The sequence below is a fragment of the Pandoraea capi genome (assembly GCF_902459735.1).
In the GTDB taxonomy this organism is placed as follows: Bacteria; Pseudomonadota; Gammaproteobacteria; order Burkholderiales; family Burkholderiaceae; genus Pandoraea; species Pandoraea capi.
This window is the reverse complement of record NZ_CABPRV010000002.1, coordinates 133,852-154,752: the sequence shown is the minus strand read 5'-3', so window position 1 is coordinate 154,752 and position 20,901 is coordinate 133,852. Positions and strand designations below refer to the sequence as shown.

Annotated in this window: 15 protein-coding genes; 9 read left to right on the top strand and 6 right to left on the bottom strand. The window is 64.8% G+C overall.

Going from position 1 to position 20,901, the window contains the following annotated elements; translation table 11 throughout:
• Positions 1 to 4: 4 nt before the first annotated feature.
• Both PCA20602_RS04195 and PCA20602_RS04190 read right to left on the bottom strand, forming a co-directional pair.
• Positions 5 to 652, bottom strand: a complete 648-nt coding sequence (locus PCA20602_RS04195) for a hypothetical protein (RefSeq protein WP_150720120.1) — start codon at positions 650 to 652, stop codon at positions 5 to 7.
• Positions 653 to 752: 100 nt separating this feature from the next.
• The gene (locus PCA20602_RS04190) at positions 753 to 1,100 is read right to left on the bottom strand and encodes a hypothetical protein (protein ID WP_174980799.1); all 348 of its coding nucleotides are present in this window, start codon (positions 1,098 to 1,100) and stop codon (positions 753 to 755) included.
• Here PCA20602_RS04190 and PCA20602_RS04185 point away from each other — a divergent pair.
• Positions 1,099 to 2,172 carry an Lnb N-terminal periplasmic domain-containing protein gene (locus tag PCA20602_RS04185; protein WP_150720118.1) on the top strand — a complete coding sequence of 358 codons (1,074 nt, stop codon included), beginning with the start codon at positions 1,099 to 1,101 and terminating at the stop codon, positions 2,170 to 2,172. The genes PCA20602_RS04190 and PCA20602_RS04185 overlap by 2 nt on opposite strands.
• Positions 2,172 to 4,301 (top strand): esterase/lipase family protein, encoded by a 2,130-nt coding sequence (locus PCA20602_RS04180; protein ID WP_174980797.1) that lies wholly within the window; start codon positions 2,172 to 2,174, stop codon positions 4,299 to 4,301. Before PCA20602_RS04185 ends, PCA20602_RS04180 begins: the two co-directional genes overlap by 1 nt.
• An 11-nt stretch (positions 4,302 to 4,312) precedes the next feature.
• On the opposite strand, the gene PCA20602_RS04175 is transcribed toward PCA20602_RS04180, so the two are convergent.
• Both PCA20602_RS04175 and PCA20602_RS04170 read right to left on the bottom strand, forming a co-directional pair.
• Positions 4,313 to 4,933 (bottom strand): putative pterin-binding protein, encoded by a 621-nt coding sequence (locus PCA20602_RS04175; protein ID WP_150720117.1) that lies wholly within the window; start codon positions 4,931 to 4,933, stop codon positions 4,313 to 4,315.
• A gap of 141 nt (positions 4,934 to 5,074) precedes the next feature.
• Entirely contained in the window at positions 5,075 to 6,946 is a 1,872-nt protein-coding gene (locus PCA20602_RS04170) for a sulfatase family protein (RefSeq protein WP_150720116.1), read from the bottom strand.
• A gap of 159 nt (positions 6,947 to 7,105) precedes the next feature.
• Between PCA20602_RS04170 and PCA20602_RS04165 the strand changes: the two genes are divergently transcribed.
• The 4 genes from PCA20602_RS04165 (at position 7,106) to PCA20602_RS04150 (ending at position 12,351) form a co-directional block, all read left to right on the top strand.
• On the top strand, positions 7,106 to 8,122 hold the full coding sequence (locus PCA20602_RS04165; protein WP_174980795.1) for a LysR family transcriptional regulator: 1,017 nt from the start codon (positions 7,106 to 7,108) through the stop codon (positions 8,120 to 8,122).
• 318 nt (positions 8,123 to 8,440) lie between these two features.
• Positions 8,441 to 9,100 (top strand): response regulator transcription factor, encoded by a 660-nt coding sequence (locus PCA20602_RS04160; RefSeq protein ID WP_069343793.1) that lies wholly within the window; start codon positions 8,441 to 8,443, stop codon positions 9,098 to 9,100.
• Complete coding sequence (locus PCA20602_RS04155; RefSeq protein WP_150720114.1) at positions 9,097 to 10,548, top strand: sensor histidine kinase; 1,452 nt, start codon at positions 9,097 to 9,099, stop codon at positions 10,546 to 10,548. Before PCA20602_RS04160 ends, PCA20602_RS04155 begins: the two co-directional genes overlap by 4 nt.
• A gap of 42 nt (positions 10,549 to 10,590) precedes the next feature.
• Positions 10,591 to 12,351 (top strand): glycosyltransferase family 39 protein, encoded by a 1,761-nt coding sequence (locus PCA20602_RS04150; protein WP_150720113.1) that lies wholly within the window; start codon positions 10,591 to 10,593, stop codon positions 12,349 to 12,351.
• Between the two features lie 93 nt (positions 12,352 to 12,444).
• Here the strand turns inward: PCA20602_RS04150 and PCA20602_RS04145 are convergent, their stop codons facing one another.
• On the bottom strand, positions 12,445 to 13,275 hold the full coding sequence (locus PCA20602_RS04145) for a family 1 encapsulin nanocompartment shell protein (RefSeq protein ID WP_150720112.1): 831 nt from the start codon (positions 13,273 to 13,275) through the stop codon (positions 12,445 to 12,447).
• Positions 13,272 to 14,411 (bottom strand): Dyp-type peroxidase, encoded by a 1,140-nt coding sequence (locus PCA20602_RS04140; RefSeq protein ID WP_150720111.1) that lies wholly within the window; start codon positions 14,409 to 14,411, stop codon positions 13,272 to 13,274. The genes PCA20602_RS04145 and PCA20602_RS04140 overlap by 4 nt, the downstream gene beginning before the upstream one ends.
• Before the next feature lie 349 nt (positions 14,412 to 14,760).
• Here PCA20602_RS04140 and PCA20602_RS04135 point away from each other — a divergent pair, with 349 nt between their 5' ends.
• The 3 genes from PCA20602_RS04135 to PCA20602_RS04125 all read left to right on the top strand — a co-directional run bounded on the left by PCA20602_RS04135 (position 14,761) and on the right by PCA20602_RS04125 (position 20,894).
• Positions 14,761 to 17,967 (top strand): efflux RND transporter permease subunit, encoded by a 3,207-nt coding sequence (locus tag PCA20602_RS04135; RefSeq protein ID WP_150720110.1) that lies wholly within the window; start codon positions 14,761 to 14,763, stop codon positions 17,965 to 17,967.
• Positions 17,968 to 18,099: 132 nt separating this feature from the next.
• Positions 18,100 to 19,362, top strand: a complete 1,263-nt coding sequence (locus tag PCA20602_RS04130; RefSeq protein WP_150720109.1) for an efflux RND transporter periplasmic adaptor subunit — start codon at positions 18,100 to 18,102, stop codon at positions 19,360 to 19,362.
• 41 nt (positions 19,363 to 19,403) lie between these two features.
• Positions 19,404 to 20,894: an efflux transporter outer membrane subunit gene (locus tag PCA20602_RS04125; protein WP_150720542.1), complete on the top strand. Its 1,491-nt coding sequence runs from the start codon at positions 19,404 to 19,406 to the stop codon at positions 20,892 to 20,894.
• The last annotated feature ends 7 nt before the right edge of the window (positions 20,895 to 20,901 follow it).

The following is a 20,901-nucleotide window of genomic DNA, read 5'->3' as shown; positions in this document are numbered from 1 at the left end:
GTCATCACTTCTGTCCGGCCGGCGTCGGAGGCGCACAGCAACGCTGTACATTGATCGCCTTGCCACGACAGGCCGGCAGCGAAGGTGTCGATTTGCAGAGCAGCGCCTGCGAGGGCCAACCGTACCGGAACCCTTTGTCGAGCATGCACAACTGCGCGGCGGCAACGTCGTTGAGCGGCATGACGTCTGACGGCATGTTCAATTCCGTGTAGCCGCAGGCCGTCATCTCCCGCTTCACTGCTGCGATGTCGTCGCCGGGACGTGTCCAGTAGGTGTAAGCCGGCTGAACCGTCTGTGCAGAGGATATCGAAGCGAGTGTCGACGGATCGACATCCGGGTCCGTGCCGAACGTCTTGCCTCGCGGCAAACCGGCGCACGCGGGCAGACGCGGGAAATCCGTGCAGACGATTCGGCGGTCCTGATAGCGAAAGCCCTGATCGATCATGCAGCGTTGCGCGCCGGCATAGTCGTTGAGCGTCATGTCCTTCGGCTCGACGTGTGCCGCATCGGGAAATCCACAGGCCAGCATCGCGCTTCGCACGCCCGGCACATCGACACCGGGCTTCGCCCACAGCGTGTAAAGCGGTGGCACAGGCTGAAACGGGCGCGTCGTACAGGCGCTCAGCCCCACCGCGACGCCAACGAGCGCCACGCCCCATGCGAGCGCACGCGCGATTCCGTGCCGCTTTGTCGCGAATGATGGGGATACCGCCGCCGCACGCGCCTTCCCGGGCCGCCTCAACACCTGAGCCTCATGACGTCTCCTTAACCGTGGGGCCTGAAATCCGGCCGATGGGGCAGGCATTGTAACGTCCGTCACGCCCGGCGCGGCTTGCCTGAGACTTCAGCGCTTCTACACCGATGTGCCGTTCATGCAGACGACCTCCAGACCTTCCGAGCTCGACGCCGGTAAATCGTTGGAAGTCCTTGAGGCCGGTCTGCTGGTATTCTTCGACGCTGAACAGGAAAAAACGGGGGGTGCGTCGCACGGGTTGGGCCGAGCGGCTATCGATACCGTAGCCCGGTCGCATGGCGATCGGACCTGCCATAGGGCTGAAACATTGACCGGCGGCCACCCCGGATCGAACTCTGCGAATCATGGTGCATCTGCAATCCCACGCCGGCGACGCGCTCGCTGGCCATCAAATCGCGTGGTACGTGTACGTGCTGCGCGCCTTTCTCGCCCTGCTCGTGCTGGGCGTGTGCGCCTGGGGGGCCATGGCCCTCGTCTACCGCTGCCCCGGCCCGGCGCTCGTGCGCTATCTCGTCATCGCGCTGTGGGTGTTGCTCGGTGTCGCGGCCCTCGTTGCACTGCTGCGCGTACGCGCCGGCATACCGCTCCGGGGCTGGCCGCTGGGCTTTCTGATCGCGGCGATTCTACTCATCGGGTGGTGGCAAACGATCCGGCCGTCGAACGACCGCAACTGGGCCGCCGACGTGGCACAACTGCTCGATTCACAGATCGACGGCTCGCGCGTCACACTGCACAACGTGCGCAATTTAGAATGGCGCACCGAAACCGACTTCACTCCCCGCTGGGAAACCCGTGAATACGACCTCGACAAGCTCGTCAGCGCCGATCTGGTCCTCTCATACTGGATGGGCCCCGCGATTGCGCACACGCTCGTGTCGTTCGGGTTTTCCGACGGCAAGCGCGTGGTGTTCTCCATCGAGATCCGCAAGAAGCAGGGGCAGAAGTTCTCGGCTATCGGCGGATTCTTCAAGGACTTCGAAGCGACGCTGGTCGCGGCCGACGAGCGCGACATCCTGCGTGTGCGCAGCAACGTGCGCGGCGAGACGACCTACCTCTACCGGCTGAACATTCCGCCGAAAGCACTACGCGAGGTGTTTCTGGGCTATCTGGCACGCGCGCGCGAACTGCGCGGCGAGCCAGCCTGGTACAACACGCTTACAAGCAACTGCACCACCATCGTCTTCGAGATCGCACGGCTCATCGCGCCAGGCTTACCCCTCGACTACCGCCTGCTGCTGTCCGGCTACTTTGCCGAATACGCCTACGATCAGGGCGGTCTGACGCCCGGCTTCACCTACGCTCAGCTCTATGAGCGCGGTAATTTCGTACAGCGGGCGCTGGCCGCCGGCGACGCACCGGACTTCTCGACACGCATCCGTCAGGGCGTGCCGGGCGACGATCCGACGGTGAAGCCGTGATGTCCGCTCGCACGCAATCGGGGCTTCGTCGTGCCAGTGCGCTGGCCGCCGTCCTCTGGCTGACGGTCCTCTCGGGCTGCGCAATGGTGGAAGTCCGCTCCCTCGGCCCGGAGCAGTACATCGCCATGAAGCGCGGTGACATTCTGTCCACAGGCAAGCTCAGTGCCTCGACCGACCAGACGATCCGGGTGGCCGGCCTGGACGAGACGATCTGCGCCAAAACGTCGCTCGACTGTATCGATGCCCTGGGCCGCGCCAAGGAAATCGATGTCGACCGGCGACTGGCGGCCATGGCAGAGATCTCGATGCAACTCGCCATCGCGCAAACGTCCCCCGGCGACAAGCAATGGAACGACGCACAGTTCGACCTGTGGTTGCGCACCGCGCGCTACTCGTATGCGTACCTGTTCTACAGCGACCGCCCGTCGAGCGAGCGCGCGTTCGAGGACCGGCAGACGCAGGTCCGTGACTACTACAACTATGCCGTGCAGAACTTCGCCGTCGCCCTTTTCCGCCGGGTGCAGCAAACGGGCAGCGACAAGATTGCCGGGTGGACGTTGCCGGTGGATACCAGCAGCGTGCGATTCGCCGGGAACCGTACTCAGCCGCGCGAAGTGCTACCCGCCTCGACGCTATCGTTCGCGGGGCTGCGCAGCCCGTACCGACGCGACGGCTTCGGCGCAGAACTCGTCGCCGTGCTCGACGAGAAGTCCGCGGCCGATGCACTCTCCGCGACCACCCGCAGCCCGACACCACGCGGCGATGCTGCGACGGGGCCGGATTACGACAACGACGACAGCGGTTCGCGCGGTGGCCTGAGCACCCGTGAGAGCCGCGCGTCACGCGACTTCCGGCGTGCTACCGATCCCAACGCCGGCCCCGTCTTCAGTGAGATGCCCTCGCCCTCGCTCACGCTGTTGCTGCGCTTTAACGGCACGACCCTCGAAGAGGTGCTCACGACACAGGTCGCCACGCTGGTTGTCTACGACCCCTACCGGCAGACATCGGTCGAGCTCAACCACCAGTTGGTGCCGCTCGCGGGCAACTTCACCGCCGGTTACGGTCTTTGGCTGGCGCGCTCCGGTTTTGCAGAACAATCGCTGCGCACCCTGTTCGGGCGCGACCGGGGCATCGTGCGTCCCCACATCTATCTGATGCAGCCGTTCGATCCGGGACGCCGCGTGATCCTGATGCTGCACGGTCTGGCGAGCAGCCCCGAAGCCTGGGTGAACCTGGCCAACGAGATTCAGGGCGACGCCACGCTGCGCGAGCATTTTCAGGTCTGGCAGGTCTATTACCCGACGAATTCACCGATCCTCGTGAACGCGATGGCCATTCGCAACGCATTCGCGGCCACGCTGAAAAACTTCGATCCGGACGGCCTGTCAGCGGCGTCGCATAACGCCGTGATCATCGGGCACAGCATGGGCGGCGTGATCGCCCGGTTGATGGTCTCCAGCTCCGATGACGATTTGTGGGAGACATTCCAGAGCCAGTATCACCTCGACGATGAACAGATCGATCGCGCCCGCGACCGGCTCGACCCGCTGTTCGACTTCCGGCCGGTACCGCAATTCGAGCGGGCCATCTTCATTGCCGCACCGCATCGCGGCACGCCGTTCGCCCGTAACCGGCTCGGACGCTGGGTCTCGAACCTCATCAAACTCCCCGTCACCCTGCTCTCGAGCATCGACGACGTGCTGCACTACGCGACCGGCTCGGAGGACAATCCATCCGAGGGCAAGACACGTTACGTGCCCAACAGCATCGATCAGTTGCGCGACAACGATCCGTACGTGATGGCCGCCGCCGGGCTGAAGATATCGCCGGCGGTGCAGTACCACTCGATCATTGCGCGACGTAGTGCGCAGGGACCGCTCGAAGCGTCGAGCGACGGCGTGGTGCCCTACACCAGCGCGCATCTCGCAGGCGCCGAGTCCGAGCGGGTGATCGTGGCCGGCCACAGCGTGCAGGAGACGCCGCAGGCCATTCTGGAAATCCGCCGAATCCTGCATGAAGACGTCGACGAACTGGAGCCCGTCAAACTGCCGGGGCGAATGAGCCCGTTCCAGCCCATCGATCCCCCGCCGCTGGCCCCGTCGCTGCCGGGCCGCCCGACGTCGCGCTGAGCGGTCGCCGCTCAGGACACCGCGTTGACCTGAATGTGATAAACGCCCCACGGGCAAAGGGTGAACCGCTCCTTGAGCGGTTTGCCCGCCAGTGCGGGAATCGCGGCCGGGTCATACACCGCCCACAACGGCCCGAGTCCACCCAGCGCGAGCGGCTTGTCATCGAGATGCGTGGCGAGCAGGAAGCGGTACTCACGCACTTGCCCCAATGTGGTTGCCACGACGTAGCCGTCAATGGCGCGCAGCAGCACCTGCGTCGCCGGGTTCGACGGCGCCCCCGCCTGTACAAGCACGTCGGCCAGACGCGGGCCGCGCAACGTATGCGGCTTGGCGTCGTATTCGAGCGTCGGGCGGATTGTCTGGGCGGACATGCGCGTGAGCATGGCGAAGTCGAGCGCATATCCCGCATCGAATTGCACCAGTTGCTTGTGGAACAGTTGATCCAGTGCCGGATCGACGGGGCCGCGATTGTGGCGCTCGATCGCACCGGAAATCGTGACGAGCGGCGTCGACACCGGGCCGGACGACGCCCCCGCAGAAGGCCCCGATACACCCGATGCGGCTGGCTTGGCAAGTACAGGCACCGACGCGCCCAGTGCCACGGCACCGGCGAGGAATTGACGTTTTTTCATGGCGAAGGAAGAAGCGGATAGCACGACGCAGCCGCGTGCGGCGAGCCGCCGCACAGTCGCACGAGCGTACCACCGATGCCCCCTGGCCTGCCAACGTCATTGGCTTGCCGGGCGGCATCACACCATCAACGCCTTATTGAATCAGCCGGTCGCCTTCTCGAACGTGAAATGCACCCGGCCGTCGCGGATCGGCAGAATGTCGGGCCGGTCGTCACCCACTTCCGCGTCGAGCCGGTCGTTGAGCAGCGCGTTCATCGCAAGCAGCAAGGCGCCATTGGCGCGCGGCGCCAGCGCGAGATTGCGCGACTCGGTCGGATCGGCGTGCAAGTCGTAAAGCTCCACGTCGTTACTGGCGAAAAGCGTTTCGAGCGACGTCGGCCGGTTGAACTGTTCGGGAGAGAAATAGCGCGAGAAGCGGTAACGTCCATCGAAAACGCTGCGGATCATGCCGCGATGCCGGAAGTCGGGTTGACGCGCTATCACCCGCCGATGGATCTCCTCGATCGGCACGCCTTTCTGACGCAACGTCGCATACTCCTGTGCCAGCCACTCGCTGTCGTAGTACAGCAGCATCGCGTAATTGAAGAGTGCCGCCGGGCGCAACGCGTCGACGGCCTGCCGCTCGGGGCGTCGCAGCAACGGCGTCAGGTCGTGTCCATGTGCCGCGTCGCCGGTCACCCGGGCAACGCCTGCGGCGTCTAACCCCGTCAATCCGAGCAGCGTGGGCGTGATGTCCAGATGCGAACTGAGGGCCGCGCATTGCTTCCCGCCCGGATAGGCCGGGTGACGAATGACGAGCGGCACGTGGTTCTGCTCGCGGTAGGCCGTCGGCCCCTTCCCGACGAGCTTGTGCGCACCGACATGGTCGCCGTGATCCGCACTCATCACCACGATGGTGTTCTTGTCGATGCCCAGTTCGCGCAACGTGTCGAGCAGCTTCACCACGTGCGTGTCGCAATCGCGAATGCAGTTGAAGTAATAGTCCTGATAGACCTGGAGCCGCGCGTCGTCCAGCGGATAGTCGCCGACCAGCACGCCCTCGGCGGCGTTATAGACACCGTGCGCGGCCGGACGCCCCGGCGCATCGTAGGCCTGCTTGCGCGTGGCGGCGAGCGGTACATTCCAGTGCGCGTCGTAAATCGCATTCTTCGGGGGACGGGCGTTGCCCAGCGTCGGCCCGCTGGCGTTCTGCGTGTCGACGCCTGCGGGATCGGTGTTCAGGAACATGGCGTCGTGCGGATTGACTAGGTTGACCGCCATGAACCACGGTTTCTGTTCGCTCGCCAGTTGGGCACCGCGTCCGCGCAGCCACGACACCGCCGACGATGTCGTCAGGCCATCGTAGGTGTAGCCGCCGCGCACGCGTCCGATCAGGTCGCCCACGCCGAAGTAGTCGTCGAACCCATACGACTTGAACAGCGCGTTATAGGCCTGCGTCGGAGTGTCGTAGGGCGTGTGGTTCTGATGCAGCTTGCCGCTCAGATGCCATTTGCCGAGATAGGCGGCGTAATACCCCGCGTCCCGCATCATGTGACCGATGGTGCGAAGGTCGGTCGACATGTCCGGCTGCCAAGGAATGCCGCAGTTATCGAATACGCGCGTGTGCTGGATGTGCTGTCCGGTGTACACCACGGAGCGCGAAGGGGAACAGACGCAGGCCGCGATCTGGTGATTCATGAACGTCACGCCCTCGCGGCGCAAACGCTCCCGGCCCGGCACCGGGAACGGCCACTTGTCGAAGTGCCGCTCCTGATCCGTCAGGATGAACAGGATGTTGTAGCCCTTGGGCGGCGTGGCAGGGGCTTCCTGCGGCATCGTGTAACCGTCGTCGACATGCGGATCACGGTGGCTGGACGTCGGCGCCGCCAAGGCCGAAGACGTCAGTCCTACCGACGCGACCGCCGCACCGGCCTGCTTCAGGAAGCCCCGCCGTGACGGGTTCGGTCCCGACGATGGCGTTGAGGTTACGTCGTTGTTCGACGATGCGGGGGACGAAGGCTTGTGGGGTGTCATGCGTCTCGCTCCTGAGAAGGCGCCAACGTCGTGCGACGCGTCGGCTACCGGATGGGAGTCTCATTATTTGGCAAGACTCAGTACACATCGATGAAAAGTCACGCTATATTCATTACCAAAATGACATCAATAGCGCGGCATCGCCGAGTCTATGCACCGATGGAGTCCCTCGCCCCCTTAGCCATGCCCGAAGCGCGCCCCTCCCCAAGCCCGGACGCCGGGCCCCTCGCCCGTCAGATCCCGGCCGTGCTGCGCAAGCTGCGCATTCGTGACCTCGAGACACTCCGATGGCTGGGCCGCACACGCAGCTTTGCCCGGACGGCGGAGGCGGCAGCGATTACCCAGCCGGCGCTGTCCAAGTGGTTACGCGAGATCGAACAGGCGCTGGGCGTCGCGCTGTTCGAACGCACCACGCGGCGCGTTACGCCAACGCCCTATGGCGATGCACTGCTGGAACGCGCGGAGCGCATGTTGACCGACCTCGCGGGCGTGGCGCCCGCCATGCAGGCATTGCGCGACGGGCTGGCCAAGCCCGTCAACGTCGGCATTCTTCCCGGGATGGCGAGCGTGCTGATGCCCCAGACGCTCGCCCGGCTCGAATGCACCGGCCCGGCGCTACGCATCAACTTGCTCGAAGAGACGCTCGATCGCCTGCTGCCCCGCGCGCAATGGCACGAGATCGATCTGCTCATCTGCCGACTGGACGAAACCGCGATGAATGCGGGCTTCGGGGTCGTGCCGCTTTATGACGACGACGTTCGTGTCTTTGGCGCTCGCCACCACCCGCTCGTCTCGCATCCGTCGCCGGACTGGGCTGACGCTGCGCGCTACCCATGGATCGTGCCGCCCCCCGGCTCGCCGATGCGCCGTGCCATCGATACCGAATTCGCGCATCAGGGGCTGCCGTTGCCGCGCGTCATCATGGAGTCCGTTACGCTCATGACCAACGCCAGCACGGCGCAGGCGATGCCTTGCCTGTTCCTGGCGTCACGTCTGGGCGTGGCGCGCTCACCGCTGGGGGCGTCGTTGCATGATTTCGGTCTGCGGTTTTCGCACGTCGCACCGACCGTCGGCGTATTGCATGGCCACGCACCGAGTGCCGCCGCACTCGCGCTCATCGACGTCTTGCAGGACGTATCCCGCACGCTCTCGCCACCGTCTCGCGCATCCTCCTGAAAGCACTCGGCGCCCGCAGCCCGGCCCTCGTCCCAAGCACCGAAGCTGGGAAATCCCTCGAAGTGGGTCGGTGTGCGATCCTGCGGCCCCGTTTTCACCCGAGGCGCCTAAATCATCGAAACGCAACATCACTTGAAAAATCCCTGCTAAGTCATTGATTGTTTATAACTTTACGTGGCATAGTCGCGCCAGCGGACGCTCGCACGCACTAAGTGTCTCCTAAGTTTCGCGCGCTATCGTGCGCCCGTGCCGTCCTCCATGGTCGGCAAGATTTAGGCGTAGGCTGACTCGGCCACGCCAGAATGCGTACGGAAAACCATGCGGATATTGCTCGTAGAAGACGACTCCATGATCGGAGAGGCCATGATGCAGGCGCTCAAGGACGCCTCCTATGCGGCCGACTGGTGTCGTGACGGCGATGCCGCGCTGGCTGCCCTCGCCGCCCATGCCTACGACCTGATGCTGCTCGACCTCGGCCTGCCGGGGCGCGACGGCTGGGAGGTCCTGCGTGCCCATCGTGGGGCGGGCGGGCGTACACCCATCATCGTCGTCACGGCCCGCGACGGCGCCGAAGACATCATTCAGGGCCTCGATCTCGGTGCCGACGACTTCGTCGTGAAGCCGTTCGAAGTAGGCGAGCTGCTTGCCCGCATGCGTGCGGTGATCCGGCGTCATGCCGGTGTGGCCGTGCCGGTGTTGACCAACGGCGCGCTCGCGCTCGATCCCGCCACCCATCAGGCGACGTACGGCGAAAACAGTTGTGTGCTTTCGGCACGCGAATACGCGCTGCTGCATGCGTTGATGCTTCGCCCGGGCACGATCCTGTCGCGCGACGCCCTCGAACACCGCCTGTACGGCTGGGGCGAGGAGATCGAGAGCAACATGATCGACTTCCTGATCCACTCCATTCGCAAGAAGCTCGGGGCGGACGTCATCCGTAATATCCGTGGCGCGGGCTGGCTGGTGCCCAAGGCATGATGCGTTCCTTGCAGTCGCGACTGGTGGTCACGCTCTCGGCCTGCGCGCTGGGGCTGGCCATCGTTGCCGGTTTCGTCTCCTATGCGGCGGCGTTTCGTGAGGCCTACCGGTTTCAGGACGACCAACTGCTGCAACTCGCCGCCCTCGTTGACACGCGCAATCTCGCTGGTGCCGACAACGCCATGCACGGCCTGCCGATTCAGGATCACGACTACCGTCTGACGGTGCAACGCCTCGGCGGCACGTTTCCGGTAACGCTGTCCGACGGCTTTCACACCGTCAACACCGGCGACCATACCTGGCGCGCTTTCGTGCGCACCATTGGACCGGAACTGCGTATCGTCGTCGCGCAACCGACCGAGGGTCGCAACGAGATCGCACGTAATAGCGGTTTGCGCACCGCACTACCGTTCGTCGTGTTCGTGCCGCTGCTCATCGCCGCCATTGTCTGGACGGTTCGCCGCGCATGGCGTCCGGTGCAGCAACTGGCTGCCGAAGTCGACAAACGGCGCGATACCGATCTGCGCGGGCTCGATACGCAAGGGGCACCGACCGAGATCGAGCCGTTCATCGTGTCGATCAACCGTCTGCTGTCCCGCCTCGACAAGGCACTCGACGAACAACGCCGGTTCGTCGCCGACGCCGCGCACGAATTGCGCTCGCCCGTTACCGCACTGGTGATTCAGTCGGAGAACCTCGACCGCGCACTCGAACCCGCAGGGCTCGACGCGGAAACGCGGAACCGTCTGACCAAGCTCAAGAGCGGTTTGCGACGCACCCGAACCCTGATCGAACAGTTGCTCACGCTTGCGAGAGCCCAGAGCGCCCCGATCGTGCCCGCCCCGCCGCTGATGCTGCTGCCCGCCGTGCATGAAGCGCTGGAAGACGTATTCGTGCTCGCCGACAGAAAGCAGATCGTGCTCGATCTGGTCGACGCGACATCGAATACCGCCACGAATCCGCCCGGACGGTCCGGCCTGCGTGTCGCCGGCGCGAAACGCGACATCGTCACGCTGCTGGGCAATATCGTCGGCAATGCCGTGCGTTATACCCCGGCGGGCGGCACGGTATCGGTACGTCTGTCGTCGACCGCGAGCGATGTGATCATCGACGTGATCGACTCCGGTCCCGGCATCGATGCCGACAAGCGTGAGCGCGTGTTCGACGCGTTCTACCGCGCCACCGATCATCGCGAATCCCGCGATCACGGCGGCGAAGGCACCGGACTGGGCCTTGCGATCGTGCGGGCCATCGTCGACAGGCTCGGCGGACAGGTCCAGTTGACGGACGCCAGCGCGTCAGCGCCTCGCGGCCTGCATGTCCATGTCGCGCTTCCCAATCCAGACAATCCGCAGCACTCCCAAAGCACACATCACCCGGCCAATGGGACCACCGAACCCACGCGGGGCGCTCAGGGGTTACAGTCTCCCGGCGCTCACAAAAGTTAACTGCCTCATCACTTCATCCATCAAGACGGAAGCTTCGCATTCATGTCCACACGTCCTCAACGTGACGCCGGGTTAGAGCCCTGGCCGATTTCTCCGACGGCCCTGCTGTGGCTGTTGATCGTGTTCGCGCTGGTCTGGTTCGGCGTGCTGAATCTGCGCCACCTGATCTCCAGCGACGAAGGCCGCTATGCCGAAATGGCCCGCGAAATGCTGGTCACGGGCGACTGGGTCACACCGCGCTACAACGGGTATCTGTATTTCGAGAAGCCGCCGTTCCAGACCTGGATGAACGCACTCACGTTCATGGTCTTCGGTCTCGGTGACTGGCAGGCGCGTCTGTGGACGGCGCTGACCGGCTTCGGCGGCGTGCTGCTCGTGGGTTATACCGGCCGTCGCGTGTTCAGCGCCCGCGCGGGCTTCTTCGCCGCCCTCACACTGGCAAGCGCCCCGCTGTGGAGTCTGCTCGGTCACTTCAACGTGCTCGACATGGGACTGTCGTTCATGATGACGCTGGTCCTGTGCTCGCTGCTGCTTGCCCAGCGCCCGGGTCTTACCGATACGCAGACGCGTAACTGGATGTGGCTGTGCTGGGCCGCGATGGGGCTGTCGATCCTGAGCAAGGGCCTGATCGGCGTCGTACTGCCCGGCGCCGTGCTCGTGATCTACACCCTGATTGCGCGCGACTGGGCCTTGTGGAAGCGCCTGCATCTCGTGAGCGGTCTGATCGTGATGCTCGCCGTCACCGTGCCGTGGTTCGCCGCCGTGATGTCGCGCAACCCGTCGTTCTTCGAATTTTTCTTCATCAACGAGCACTTCAACCGCTTCCTGAAGCCGGACCACAACCGCCCGGGCGCCCTCTGGTACTTCGTGCCGGTGCTGATCGTCGGTTTCCTGCCGTGGCTGTCGATGATCCCGCGTGCCTTCGCGGGCTCGCGTGCCGTGCCGCGTCAGGCGAACGGCTTTCGTCCGGTGCTGATGATCACGGTCTGGGCCGTCTTCATCTTCTGCTTCTTCTCGCTCTCGCACTCGAAGCTGATTTCGTACGTGCTGCCGATCGTGCCGGCCATCGCCATGCTGTTCGGTCTCGGACTCGCCGGCATGACCCGCGAGTCGCTGCGCAAGCACCTGATCGTGTCCGTCGTGCTGTTCGTGGCGACGATCGTCACGGGCCTCGTGTTCCTCTCGCATCATTCCGACAGCCGTAACCCGGTCGAGGCCTATCGCGCGTTCACGTATTACCTATATGCGGCGAGCGTGGTCGGTCTGATCGGCATCGGCATCACGCGCTGGCTGAGCACGCGCAGTACCAAACAGGCGCTGATCGCCTTCGCCGGCACGTGGCTGGCTTTCGCGATGATCGGTGGATCGGGTCACGAAGCGTTCGGACGCGCCAGCTCGGGTGTGGATCTGGTGCCGGCAGTGCGCGCGGAGATGGACCGGCTGGGGCCGGACACGCCGTTCTACTCGGTCGGCACGCTCGATCACACGATGCCCTATTACCTGCGTCAGCCGATGATCATGGTCGCGGTGCAGGACGAGCTTGAGTTCGGCATCTCGCAAGCGCCGGATAGCTGGGTGCCCACGCTGGAAAAGTTCGTGGATGTCTGGATGGCCGATCCGAAGGCGCTCGCGCTGGTCGATCCGGAGAAGTTCACGGTACTGGAGACGCTCGGCCTGCCGATGAAGGTCATTGCGCGCGATAACCGTCGCGTCATCATCGAGAAGCCGACGGATGCGGCGTCCGCTGAGGGCGGCGCGCCTGCCGAAGCCCCCGCAGCAGCCTCTTCGCCCGCCGCCAACTGATCGACACGGCACAACGAAAAACGGCTGAGTGCGATTTTTCGCCTCAGCCGTTTTTCTTTTGGGTCAATGATTTACCGCATCGACCTCAACGAATTACTTCGCTTTCTTCTTGACGCCCGCGGGCCTGGCGTTGCCGACCGACACCCCTGCCTCGGCCGTGAGCATCAGGAAGGTGAAGGTCTCTTCCAGATACAAACGAACCGTCGTGGCCGTGTGGTCGAGGTAACCGATGGAGACGTCCTGGCCGATGTGCATCTCGTAGTCGCCACCGCGCGTCGAGACGATACAACCGCCATCGATCGCCGGCGCCCAGATGATCTCGCCGCTCACGATGTGGCCGATGTGCTCCAGAATCGGGTAGCCCTGATCGTTCGCTTCCGCGACGGCCGTGTAGGCATCGGCGCCCAGCAACACGCTGTAGGGACCGTCGACACCTTCCAGACGCAGTTGTTCGAGCGCCTTGGCGATCACAGTCGGGTAATCGGCGATGTTGTCGGGAAGCGGCAGCACCGGGTTCGACGTGCCCTGACGCACGCCCGTGATGCGGGCGGCTTCATAGCCGTCGAAAATGGCACGGTCTTCGGCATACGCCAGCTTGATCGCGGCGTCCTTGGCCGGTTGCCAGTCGGAGTCGTTCGCGCCGCGCTCGACATCGTCGATGGCTTCGCGCGACAGCTCGAACGGCACACGCAGCGCCACGAGCGGCTTCACTTCGCGCTGACGTGCGCCCACGCCGTCGAGCGGCGCATCGATGGACGTCTGATGACCGGTGCCGACGCCCGCGAGCGCCAGACCGCCCGGGCCTTTCACGTCGACCACACGACGGGCGGCCACCGTACGCTTGAATGTGCGGGCCACCTCTTCTTCGATCTGCGCCCACGCGGCGCTCGAAATGGGGGCCAGTTCGCGATGCAGGTTATTCATGCCTGAGAAACTCCTTTGAGCGATCCGATTTGCAGCGAGCCATCCGCGGGTGCGGGGCTTGCCTGATGAGAAGCTTGAGCGTCGAGGACCTGCACGCTGGAAGGCTGTGCGTCGATCAACGTCTTGATAACCTGACCGGCACCGGCCGCGGCCGCCACCGGTTCACGCTCGGCCAACGATTCCAGCAGCGACGCCGAGGGTACGAAGAACAGCCCGCCGGTCACCGCCGTGCTGAAGTCCAGCAAGCGGTCGTAGTTACCGGGCGGCTTGCCGACGAACATGTTCTCCAGCATCTGCTCGATGGGCCACGGCGAGCGCGCGTAGCCAATGAAGAACGTGCCGAACTCGCCCGAGCCGGGGCGGCCGAACGGCATGTTGTCGCGCAGGATCTTCACTTCCTTGCCGTCGACTTCGAGCGTGGTGAGCGCGCTGTGCGAATTGCTCGGCTTGACGTCCTCGTCGAGCTCGACGTCCGAGAACTTGGTGCGGCCGATGATGCGCTCCTGCACCTCCACCGGCAACGCATTCCAGCCAGTCATGTCGTGCAGGTACTTCTGCACCAGCACATAGCTGCCACCGGCGAAGTCGGGGTCTTCGTCGCCCATTACCGTGAAATCTAGCGCTTCCTGGCCCTCGGGGTTCTCGGTGCCGTCGACGAAACCGATCATCGCGCGCATGTCGAAATAGCGGAAGCCGTGAACCTCGTCGACGACGGTCACGGCGTCGCCCAGCTTGTTCAGCATGAGCGTGGCGAGGTCGAAGCACAGGTCCATCTGCTCTGCGCGGATGTGCAGCAACAGATCGCCTGGGGTGGCCGGGGCGTGACGCTTGCCGGCACCGAATTCGCGGAACGGATGCAGCTCCGCCGGGCGCGGGTCGCCGAACAGGCGGTCCCAGGCGTTGTCGCTGAAACCAACGACGCACGACAGATTGCCGCTCGGCACGCGCTTGCCGACCGAGCGGACATACGCGGCGGCATCGGCACACCAACTGCGAACCGCAGCGTGTGCGGCTTCGTCGTCGCGAACGGTGGCGACGAGAAAGATGGCGCTACGGGTGACGGTGCCGGAAACGGGTTGAGGTTCGGGGGCAGGCTCGGGAGCAGAGGCGGGGCGAGAAATCGGACGTTCGATCATTGCTTTCCTGCTTGGGACTTGAGTTCTTGCCGCTGACGAGGGCCAAATCCGGTCGGCAAACCGACCGAAGGCTATCGGACAGTGACTTTTGGTGTGTCAACTTTATAACGCAACACACCGTAATATGCCACTCCCATCGACATCTCCGCTACCGGGCCCTTGTGCGACGCGGGTTTGCGGGCGGTCGCATCAATTCTGTCAATTTCGCCATATTCGCGCCATTTTGGCGTTGGTGGCGCGCCCATAACATGGCGGCGTTCCTTCCGGTACCGGTGGTGCGCCCGCGTGCGCATTCACCGGACGGCCCTTGTTCCGTACGCCTGCGACTGCGCCCGAGCGCGTCTGAATCATGTGGATTGTCAACGTTGCGCTCAAACGGCCCTACACGTTCATCGTGATGGCCATTCTGATTCTGCTCGCCACGCCGCTCGCGCTCCTGCGCACGCCCGTGGACGTGCTGCCGGAAATCAACATCCCTGTCATCAGCATCATCTGGACGTATAACGGGCTGTCCGCGCAGGACATTGCCGACCGGATGATCTCCGGCAACGAACGCGGGTTGACGACCACCGTCAACAACATCGAGCACATCGAGTCGCAATCGTTACCCGGCATCGGCATCATCAAGATCTTCCTGCAACCGACGGCCAACATTCAGACGGCCATCGCGCAGGTCGTCGCCGTCGAACAGGCGCAGGTCAAGCAGATGCCGCCGGGGGCCACGCCGCCACTGGTCATCAGCTATTCGGCCTCGTCGATCCCGGTCATGCAACTGGGTCTGTCGAGCCCGAGCCTGTCGGAGCCGGCACTCAACGACACCGCGCTCAACTTCCTGCGTCCCCAGCTTGTCACGATTCCGGGGGCGGCCGTGCCGTACCCGTATGGCGGCAAGACACGTCTGATCTCGGTCGACATCGACACGCGCGCCCTGCTCGCCAAGGGCCTCACGGCGCAGGACGTGGTCGCCGCCGTCAACGCCCAGAACCTGATCCTGCCCACGGGTACCGCCAAGATCGGGCCGCGCGAGTACACCGTCGACATGAACGGTTCCCCGCCGACGGTCGAAGGGCTGAACAACATTCCGGTGCGCACCGTGGCCGGCGCCACGACCTATCTTCGTGAAGTGGCGCACGTGCGCACGGGCTTCTCGCCGCAGACGAACATCGTGCGGCAAAACGGTCAGCGCGGCGTGCTCATGTCGATCATGAAGACCGGCGATGCCTCTACGCTGTCCGTCGTCGATTCACTCAAGGCGCTGTTGCCCGAAGCCCGGGCGGCCTTGCCTGCCGACCTGCATATCTCGGCGCTGTTCGACCAGTCGGTGTTCGTGAAGGCCGCCGTGCAGGGCGTGATTCACGAAGCGCTGATCGCCGCCGCGCTCACGGCCGCCATGATCCTGCTGTTTCTCGGCAACTGGCGCAGCACCTGCATTATCGCCATCTCGATTCCGCTCTCGATCCTCTCCTCGCTGCTCGCGCTGCATGCGCTCGGCCAGACGATCAATATCATGACGCTGGGCGGCCTGGCGCTCGCGGTGGGGATTCTGGTCGACGATGCGACGGTCACCATCGAGAACATCGAGCGGCATTTACACATGGGCACACCGCTGCATCAGGCGATTCTCGACGGGGCAGGGGAAATCGCCGTCCCCGCGCTCGTCTCGACGCTGTGTATCTGTATCGTGTTCGTGCCGATGTTCTTCCTGACCGGCGTGGCGCGCTACCTGTTCGTGCCGCTGGCCGAGGCCGTGGTGTTCGCCATGCTGGCGTCGTATGTGCTCTCGCGTACGCTGGTGCCCACGCTAGCCATGCTGCTCATGGGCCACGCCCACCCGAGCGATCCGAACGCCAGACCGGGCATGTTCCGTCGCATCTATCTGCGCTTCGATGCCGGCTTCGAGCGCATGCGCGGGGCGTACATCGTGGTGCTGTCCACGTTGCTCGTCCGCCGCCGGATCTTCGCCACGGGCTTCCTGGCGTTCTGCGTACTCTCGATGGGGCTGGTGTTCGCGCTGGGCGCCGACTTCTTCCCGTCGGTCGATGCGGGCAACATCCGCATGCACATGCGGGCGCCGACCGGCACGCGTATCGAAGAAACGGCGCGTCTGGCCGACGAGGTCGAGAAAGTCGTGCGCGAAGTGGTTCCGGCGAACGAACTCGAAACCATCCTGGACAACCTCGGCCTGCCCTACAGTGGTATCAACCTCTCCTATAGCAACTCCGGGACGATCGGCACGCTCGACGGTGAAATCCAGATTGCACTGACGCCGGACCATCATCCGAGCGCCAGTTACATCGACAAGCTGCGCGCCGTGCTGCCGCAACGTTTCCCGGGCGTGGAGTTCTTCTTCCAGCCGGCGGACATCGTCACGCAGATTCTCAACTTCGGCCTGCCCGCCGCCATCGACATTCAGATCAGCGGCAACCAGCAACTGGCGAACTTCGATGTGGCGACCAAGCTGCTCAAGCAGGTGCGTCAGGTGCCGGGCACGGTCGACACGCACATCCAGCAACGGGTCAACTCGCCGACGATTCACCTCGACATGGATCGCACGCGTTTGCAGCAGTTGAACCTGAACGCCAACGCCGTCGCGCAGAACGTCCTGATCTCGCTCTCGGGCAGCTCGCAGACGTCGCCGGGCTTCTGGTTCAACGAACAGAACGGCGTGGAGTACAGCCTGTCGGTGCAGTCGCCGCAGTACCGCATCAGCTCGATGGACGATCTGCTGCGTCTGCCGGTCGCAGGCACGGCCAATAACGGCCAGCCCCAGTTGCTCGCCAACTTCGTGAAGGTCGAGCCGACGCAGCGCTTTGCCGTGGTGAGTCACTACAACATCCGCCCGGTCATCGACATCTTCGTGAGCGTGGAAGGCCGGGATCTGGGCAGCGTGGCGAGCGACATCGACAAGCTCGTGACGCAGGCGCGCAAGGATCTGCCGCGCGGCAGCCAGATCGTCGTGCGCGGTCAGGTCAGCACGATGCAAAGCTCGTATCTGGGGCTGGGCATCGGCGTGGCGATGGCCATTGTGCTGGTCTACCTGCTGATCGTGGTGAATTTCCAGTCGTGGGTCGATCCGCTCATCATCGTGAGCGCCCTGCCCGCCGCCCTCGCCGGCATCGTCTGGATGCTGTTCCTGTCCGGCACGCGACTCTCGGTACCGGCGCTGACCGGCGCCATCATGACCATGGGGGTCGCCACCGCCAACAGTATTCTCGTGGTGGCCTTCGCACGGCAGCGCATGGAGGCCGGCATGGCGCCGCTCAAGGCCGCTCTGGAAGCGGGCGCCAGCCGGATTCGTCCGGTGCTGATGACCGCGCTGGCCATGATTATCGGGATGGTGCCGATGGCGCTGGGCCTCGGCGAAGGCGCCGAACAGAACGCGCCGCTGGGGCGTGCCGTGATCGGCGGGCTGATGTTCGCCACGGTCTCGACGCTCTTCTTCGTGCCGCTGGTCTTCGCGGGCGTTCATACGCGACTGGCGCGCCGCAAGGCGCGACGAGCGGGCGGCACCCCGGCACCGGCGCAAGGCGAGAGCCATGACACCACAGGACACTAACGACCGCGCTGGCCGCGCCCATCGTATCGCGTGCAGCGAGTGCATCGAACGAGATAGCGCGGCCCCAAGTGCCCGAGGCGCAAAAACCATCGCCTCACCTACCAGATATCAAGATTTGACGGGTTGAACGACATGACCGAGAAACATCACGCCGAACTGGCCATTCCCGAGCACGATCCTGCCGACGGCCGGCAGTTGCCCCCGCGTCACGGCGAATTCCGGCGCGCCAAGATCGCGCTGATCATCGTCGCCCTGCTGCTGGTCGTCGGCGCGGCGCGCACCACCATCTCCAACGCGCTGCAACGCCGCGATGTCGCTGATGTGACCGCACAAAACGCAAAGCAGTACGTGAGCGTGGTCACGCCGCAGGCCACCGAAGCCAGCGAAACGCTGCTGCCCGCCACGCTGCGCGGCGCCGTCGAGTCGCCGATCTACGCCCGGGCGACGGGCTATCTGCTGCACCGTTACGTCGACATTGGCGCGCGGGTGAAGCAGGGCCAGTTGCTCGCCGACCTCGATACGCCGGAAATCGATCAGGAACTCGCGCAGGCCATCGCACAGCGCAATCAGATCAGCGCCAGCCTCGGCCTCGCCAAGTCGTCGCTCGATCGCTGGCAGCAACTGCGTCAGCGCGACGCCGTCTCGCAACAGGAACTCGACGAGCGTCAGAGCACGTACACGCAGGGCGTAGCGAACCTTGCCGCCGCCGACGCCAACGTCAAGCGGCTTCAGCAACTGGAGTCGTTCAAGCGAATCGTCGCCCCGTTCGACGGTGTGATCACACAGCGCAATGTCGACATCGGCGACCTGATCGCCGCAGGCAGCGGCAGCAGTCAGGCGCTGTTCTCGCTGGCGCAGACCGATCCGCTGCGCGTCTACGTGCAGGTGCCGCAGGCGTATGCGCAAGGCGTGGCCGTCGGCCAGCCGGTCATCGTCACGCAGGCCGAAATGCCGGGCCAGCACTTCCAGGGCAAGATCACCCATGTGTCGGGCGCGATCGACGTGACGACGCGCTCACTGCAAATCGAAGCCGCCCTGCCCAATCCCGACGGCAAACTGCGCCCCGGCGCCTACGTGCAACTGGCCTTGCCGAGCGCCGTGCAGGCGCACCTGAGTGTACCGGCCAACGCCCTGCTGTTCCGTGCCGAAGGCCCCCGCGTGGCGATCGTCGACGATCAGGGCGTGGTACATCTGCAAAAAATCGTGATCGCCAAGGATCTCGGGCAATCGCTGGAACTGGCCGACGGCGTGTCGCCGACCGACCACGTCATCGTCAACCCGAGCGACTCCATCGACGACGGCGATCATGTGCAGGCCAAGGCACTCGCCGTAAAAGGGGGTTCGGGGGGCAAGCCCAAGAGCAGCAACGCGAAACCGCAGGGGGACCAGTCGTGAGCCCGGCCATTCGTCCGGAAGTCCGCACGCCGGGGCGCCCGATCACGCGCCGCGCGCGACGAGGCGCGACACGGCTATCCACCGCCGCGCTTTGCGCACTGCTCGGCGCCTGTGCGCTCGGCCCGGACTATCACCGCCCGGAGGTCTCGACGCCCGCCGACTGGAAAACGGACGGTTTCTGGAAGCTCGCGCAACCGTCGCACGCAGCGTTGCAGCCCGACTGGTGGAAGGCGTTCCAGGAACCGGCGCTCGATGCACTTGAAACCCAGGCCCTCGCCCAGAACCAGACGCTCGCCGCTGCCGTCGCGCACTACGATCAGGCGCAGGCGACGCTCTCCGGCATCTCCGCGCAACGGTTGCCGGAAGTCGATGCGTCCTTCGGGCTGGCGCGCCAGCGCATTTCGGCGAACCGGCCGGTGACGAGCTATTCGTCGAGCAGCATGTCGACGGTGCAGAACAACGTGCAGTTGGGCCTCGGCGTCAGCTACGACACCGATCTGTTCGGGCGCATCCGGCGTCAGGTCGAGGGCGCGCAGGCGTCTGCCGAACAGGCGGGCGACGATCTGGCGAACGCGCGTCTGGTGCTCACGACGCAACTGGCGACCGCGTACTTTCAGCTGCGTGCGCTGGATGCCGAGATCAAGGTGCTCGACCAGTCGGTCCTGTTGCAGCAGAAGGCACTCGACTACGTAAGCGCTCAGCACGACCTGGGCGCGGTCTCGGGCCTCGACGTGCTCCAGCAGCAATCCCAGCTCGATTCGACGCGCGTGCAGGCGCGTTTGCTGCACCAGCAGCGCGATCAATACGAACATGCGATTGCCGCCCTCGTTGGCGTTCCCGCCCCGGCGTTCTCCGTGGCCGAAGGGCCGCTGCCGAAGGCGTTGCCGCCGATTCCGCTGGGCGTGCCGAGCGACATCCTGCAACGACGCCCCGACGTCGCCTCGGCCGAACGCAGCATGGCCGCCGCGAACGCGCAGATCGGCGTGGCAAAGGCCGCGTTCTTCCCCAGCCTGATGCTCAATCCGGGCATTGGCTGGCAAAGCACCGAGTTCGCCAATCTGCTCTCCGCACCGAGCTTGTTGTGGACGCTGGGCACGCTCGCGTCGCAGGCCATCTTCGACGGCGGACGGCGTCAGGCCAACGTCGACTTCGCCAGGGCCGGCTATCGCGGCGTCGAGGCGAACTACCGCCAGACGGTGCTCTCCGCGTTCCAGCAAGTGCAGGACGGCGTGACCGGCCTGTCGGTGCTGGACGCCGCCGCACGGGAATCTCGCGCGGCCGTCGTCGACGCCGAACGTCTGCTCAGCCTCGCCAACGACCGCTACTCCGGCGGCCTGACGGCCTACCTGAGCGTGATTACGGCGCAGCAGGCGGCGCTCGCGAGCGAGCGTCAGGACGTACAGATTCGTGGCCAGCAACTCGTGCTGTCGGTCGCGTTGGTCAAGGCGCTGGGTGGCGGATGGCAACCGTCCGAGACCGCTTCCGCCTCGTCGGCCGACGCTCCATCTGACTCGTATAATGCGCAAAGATGAGGGGACG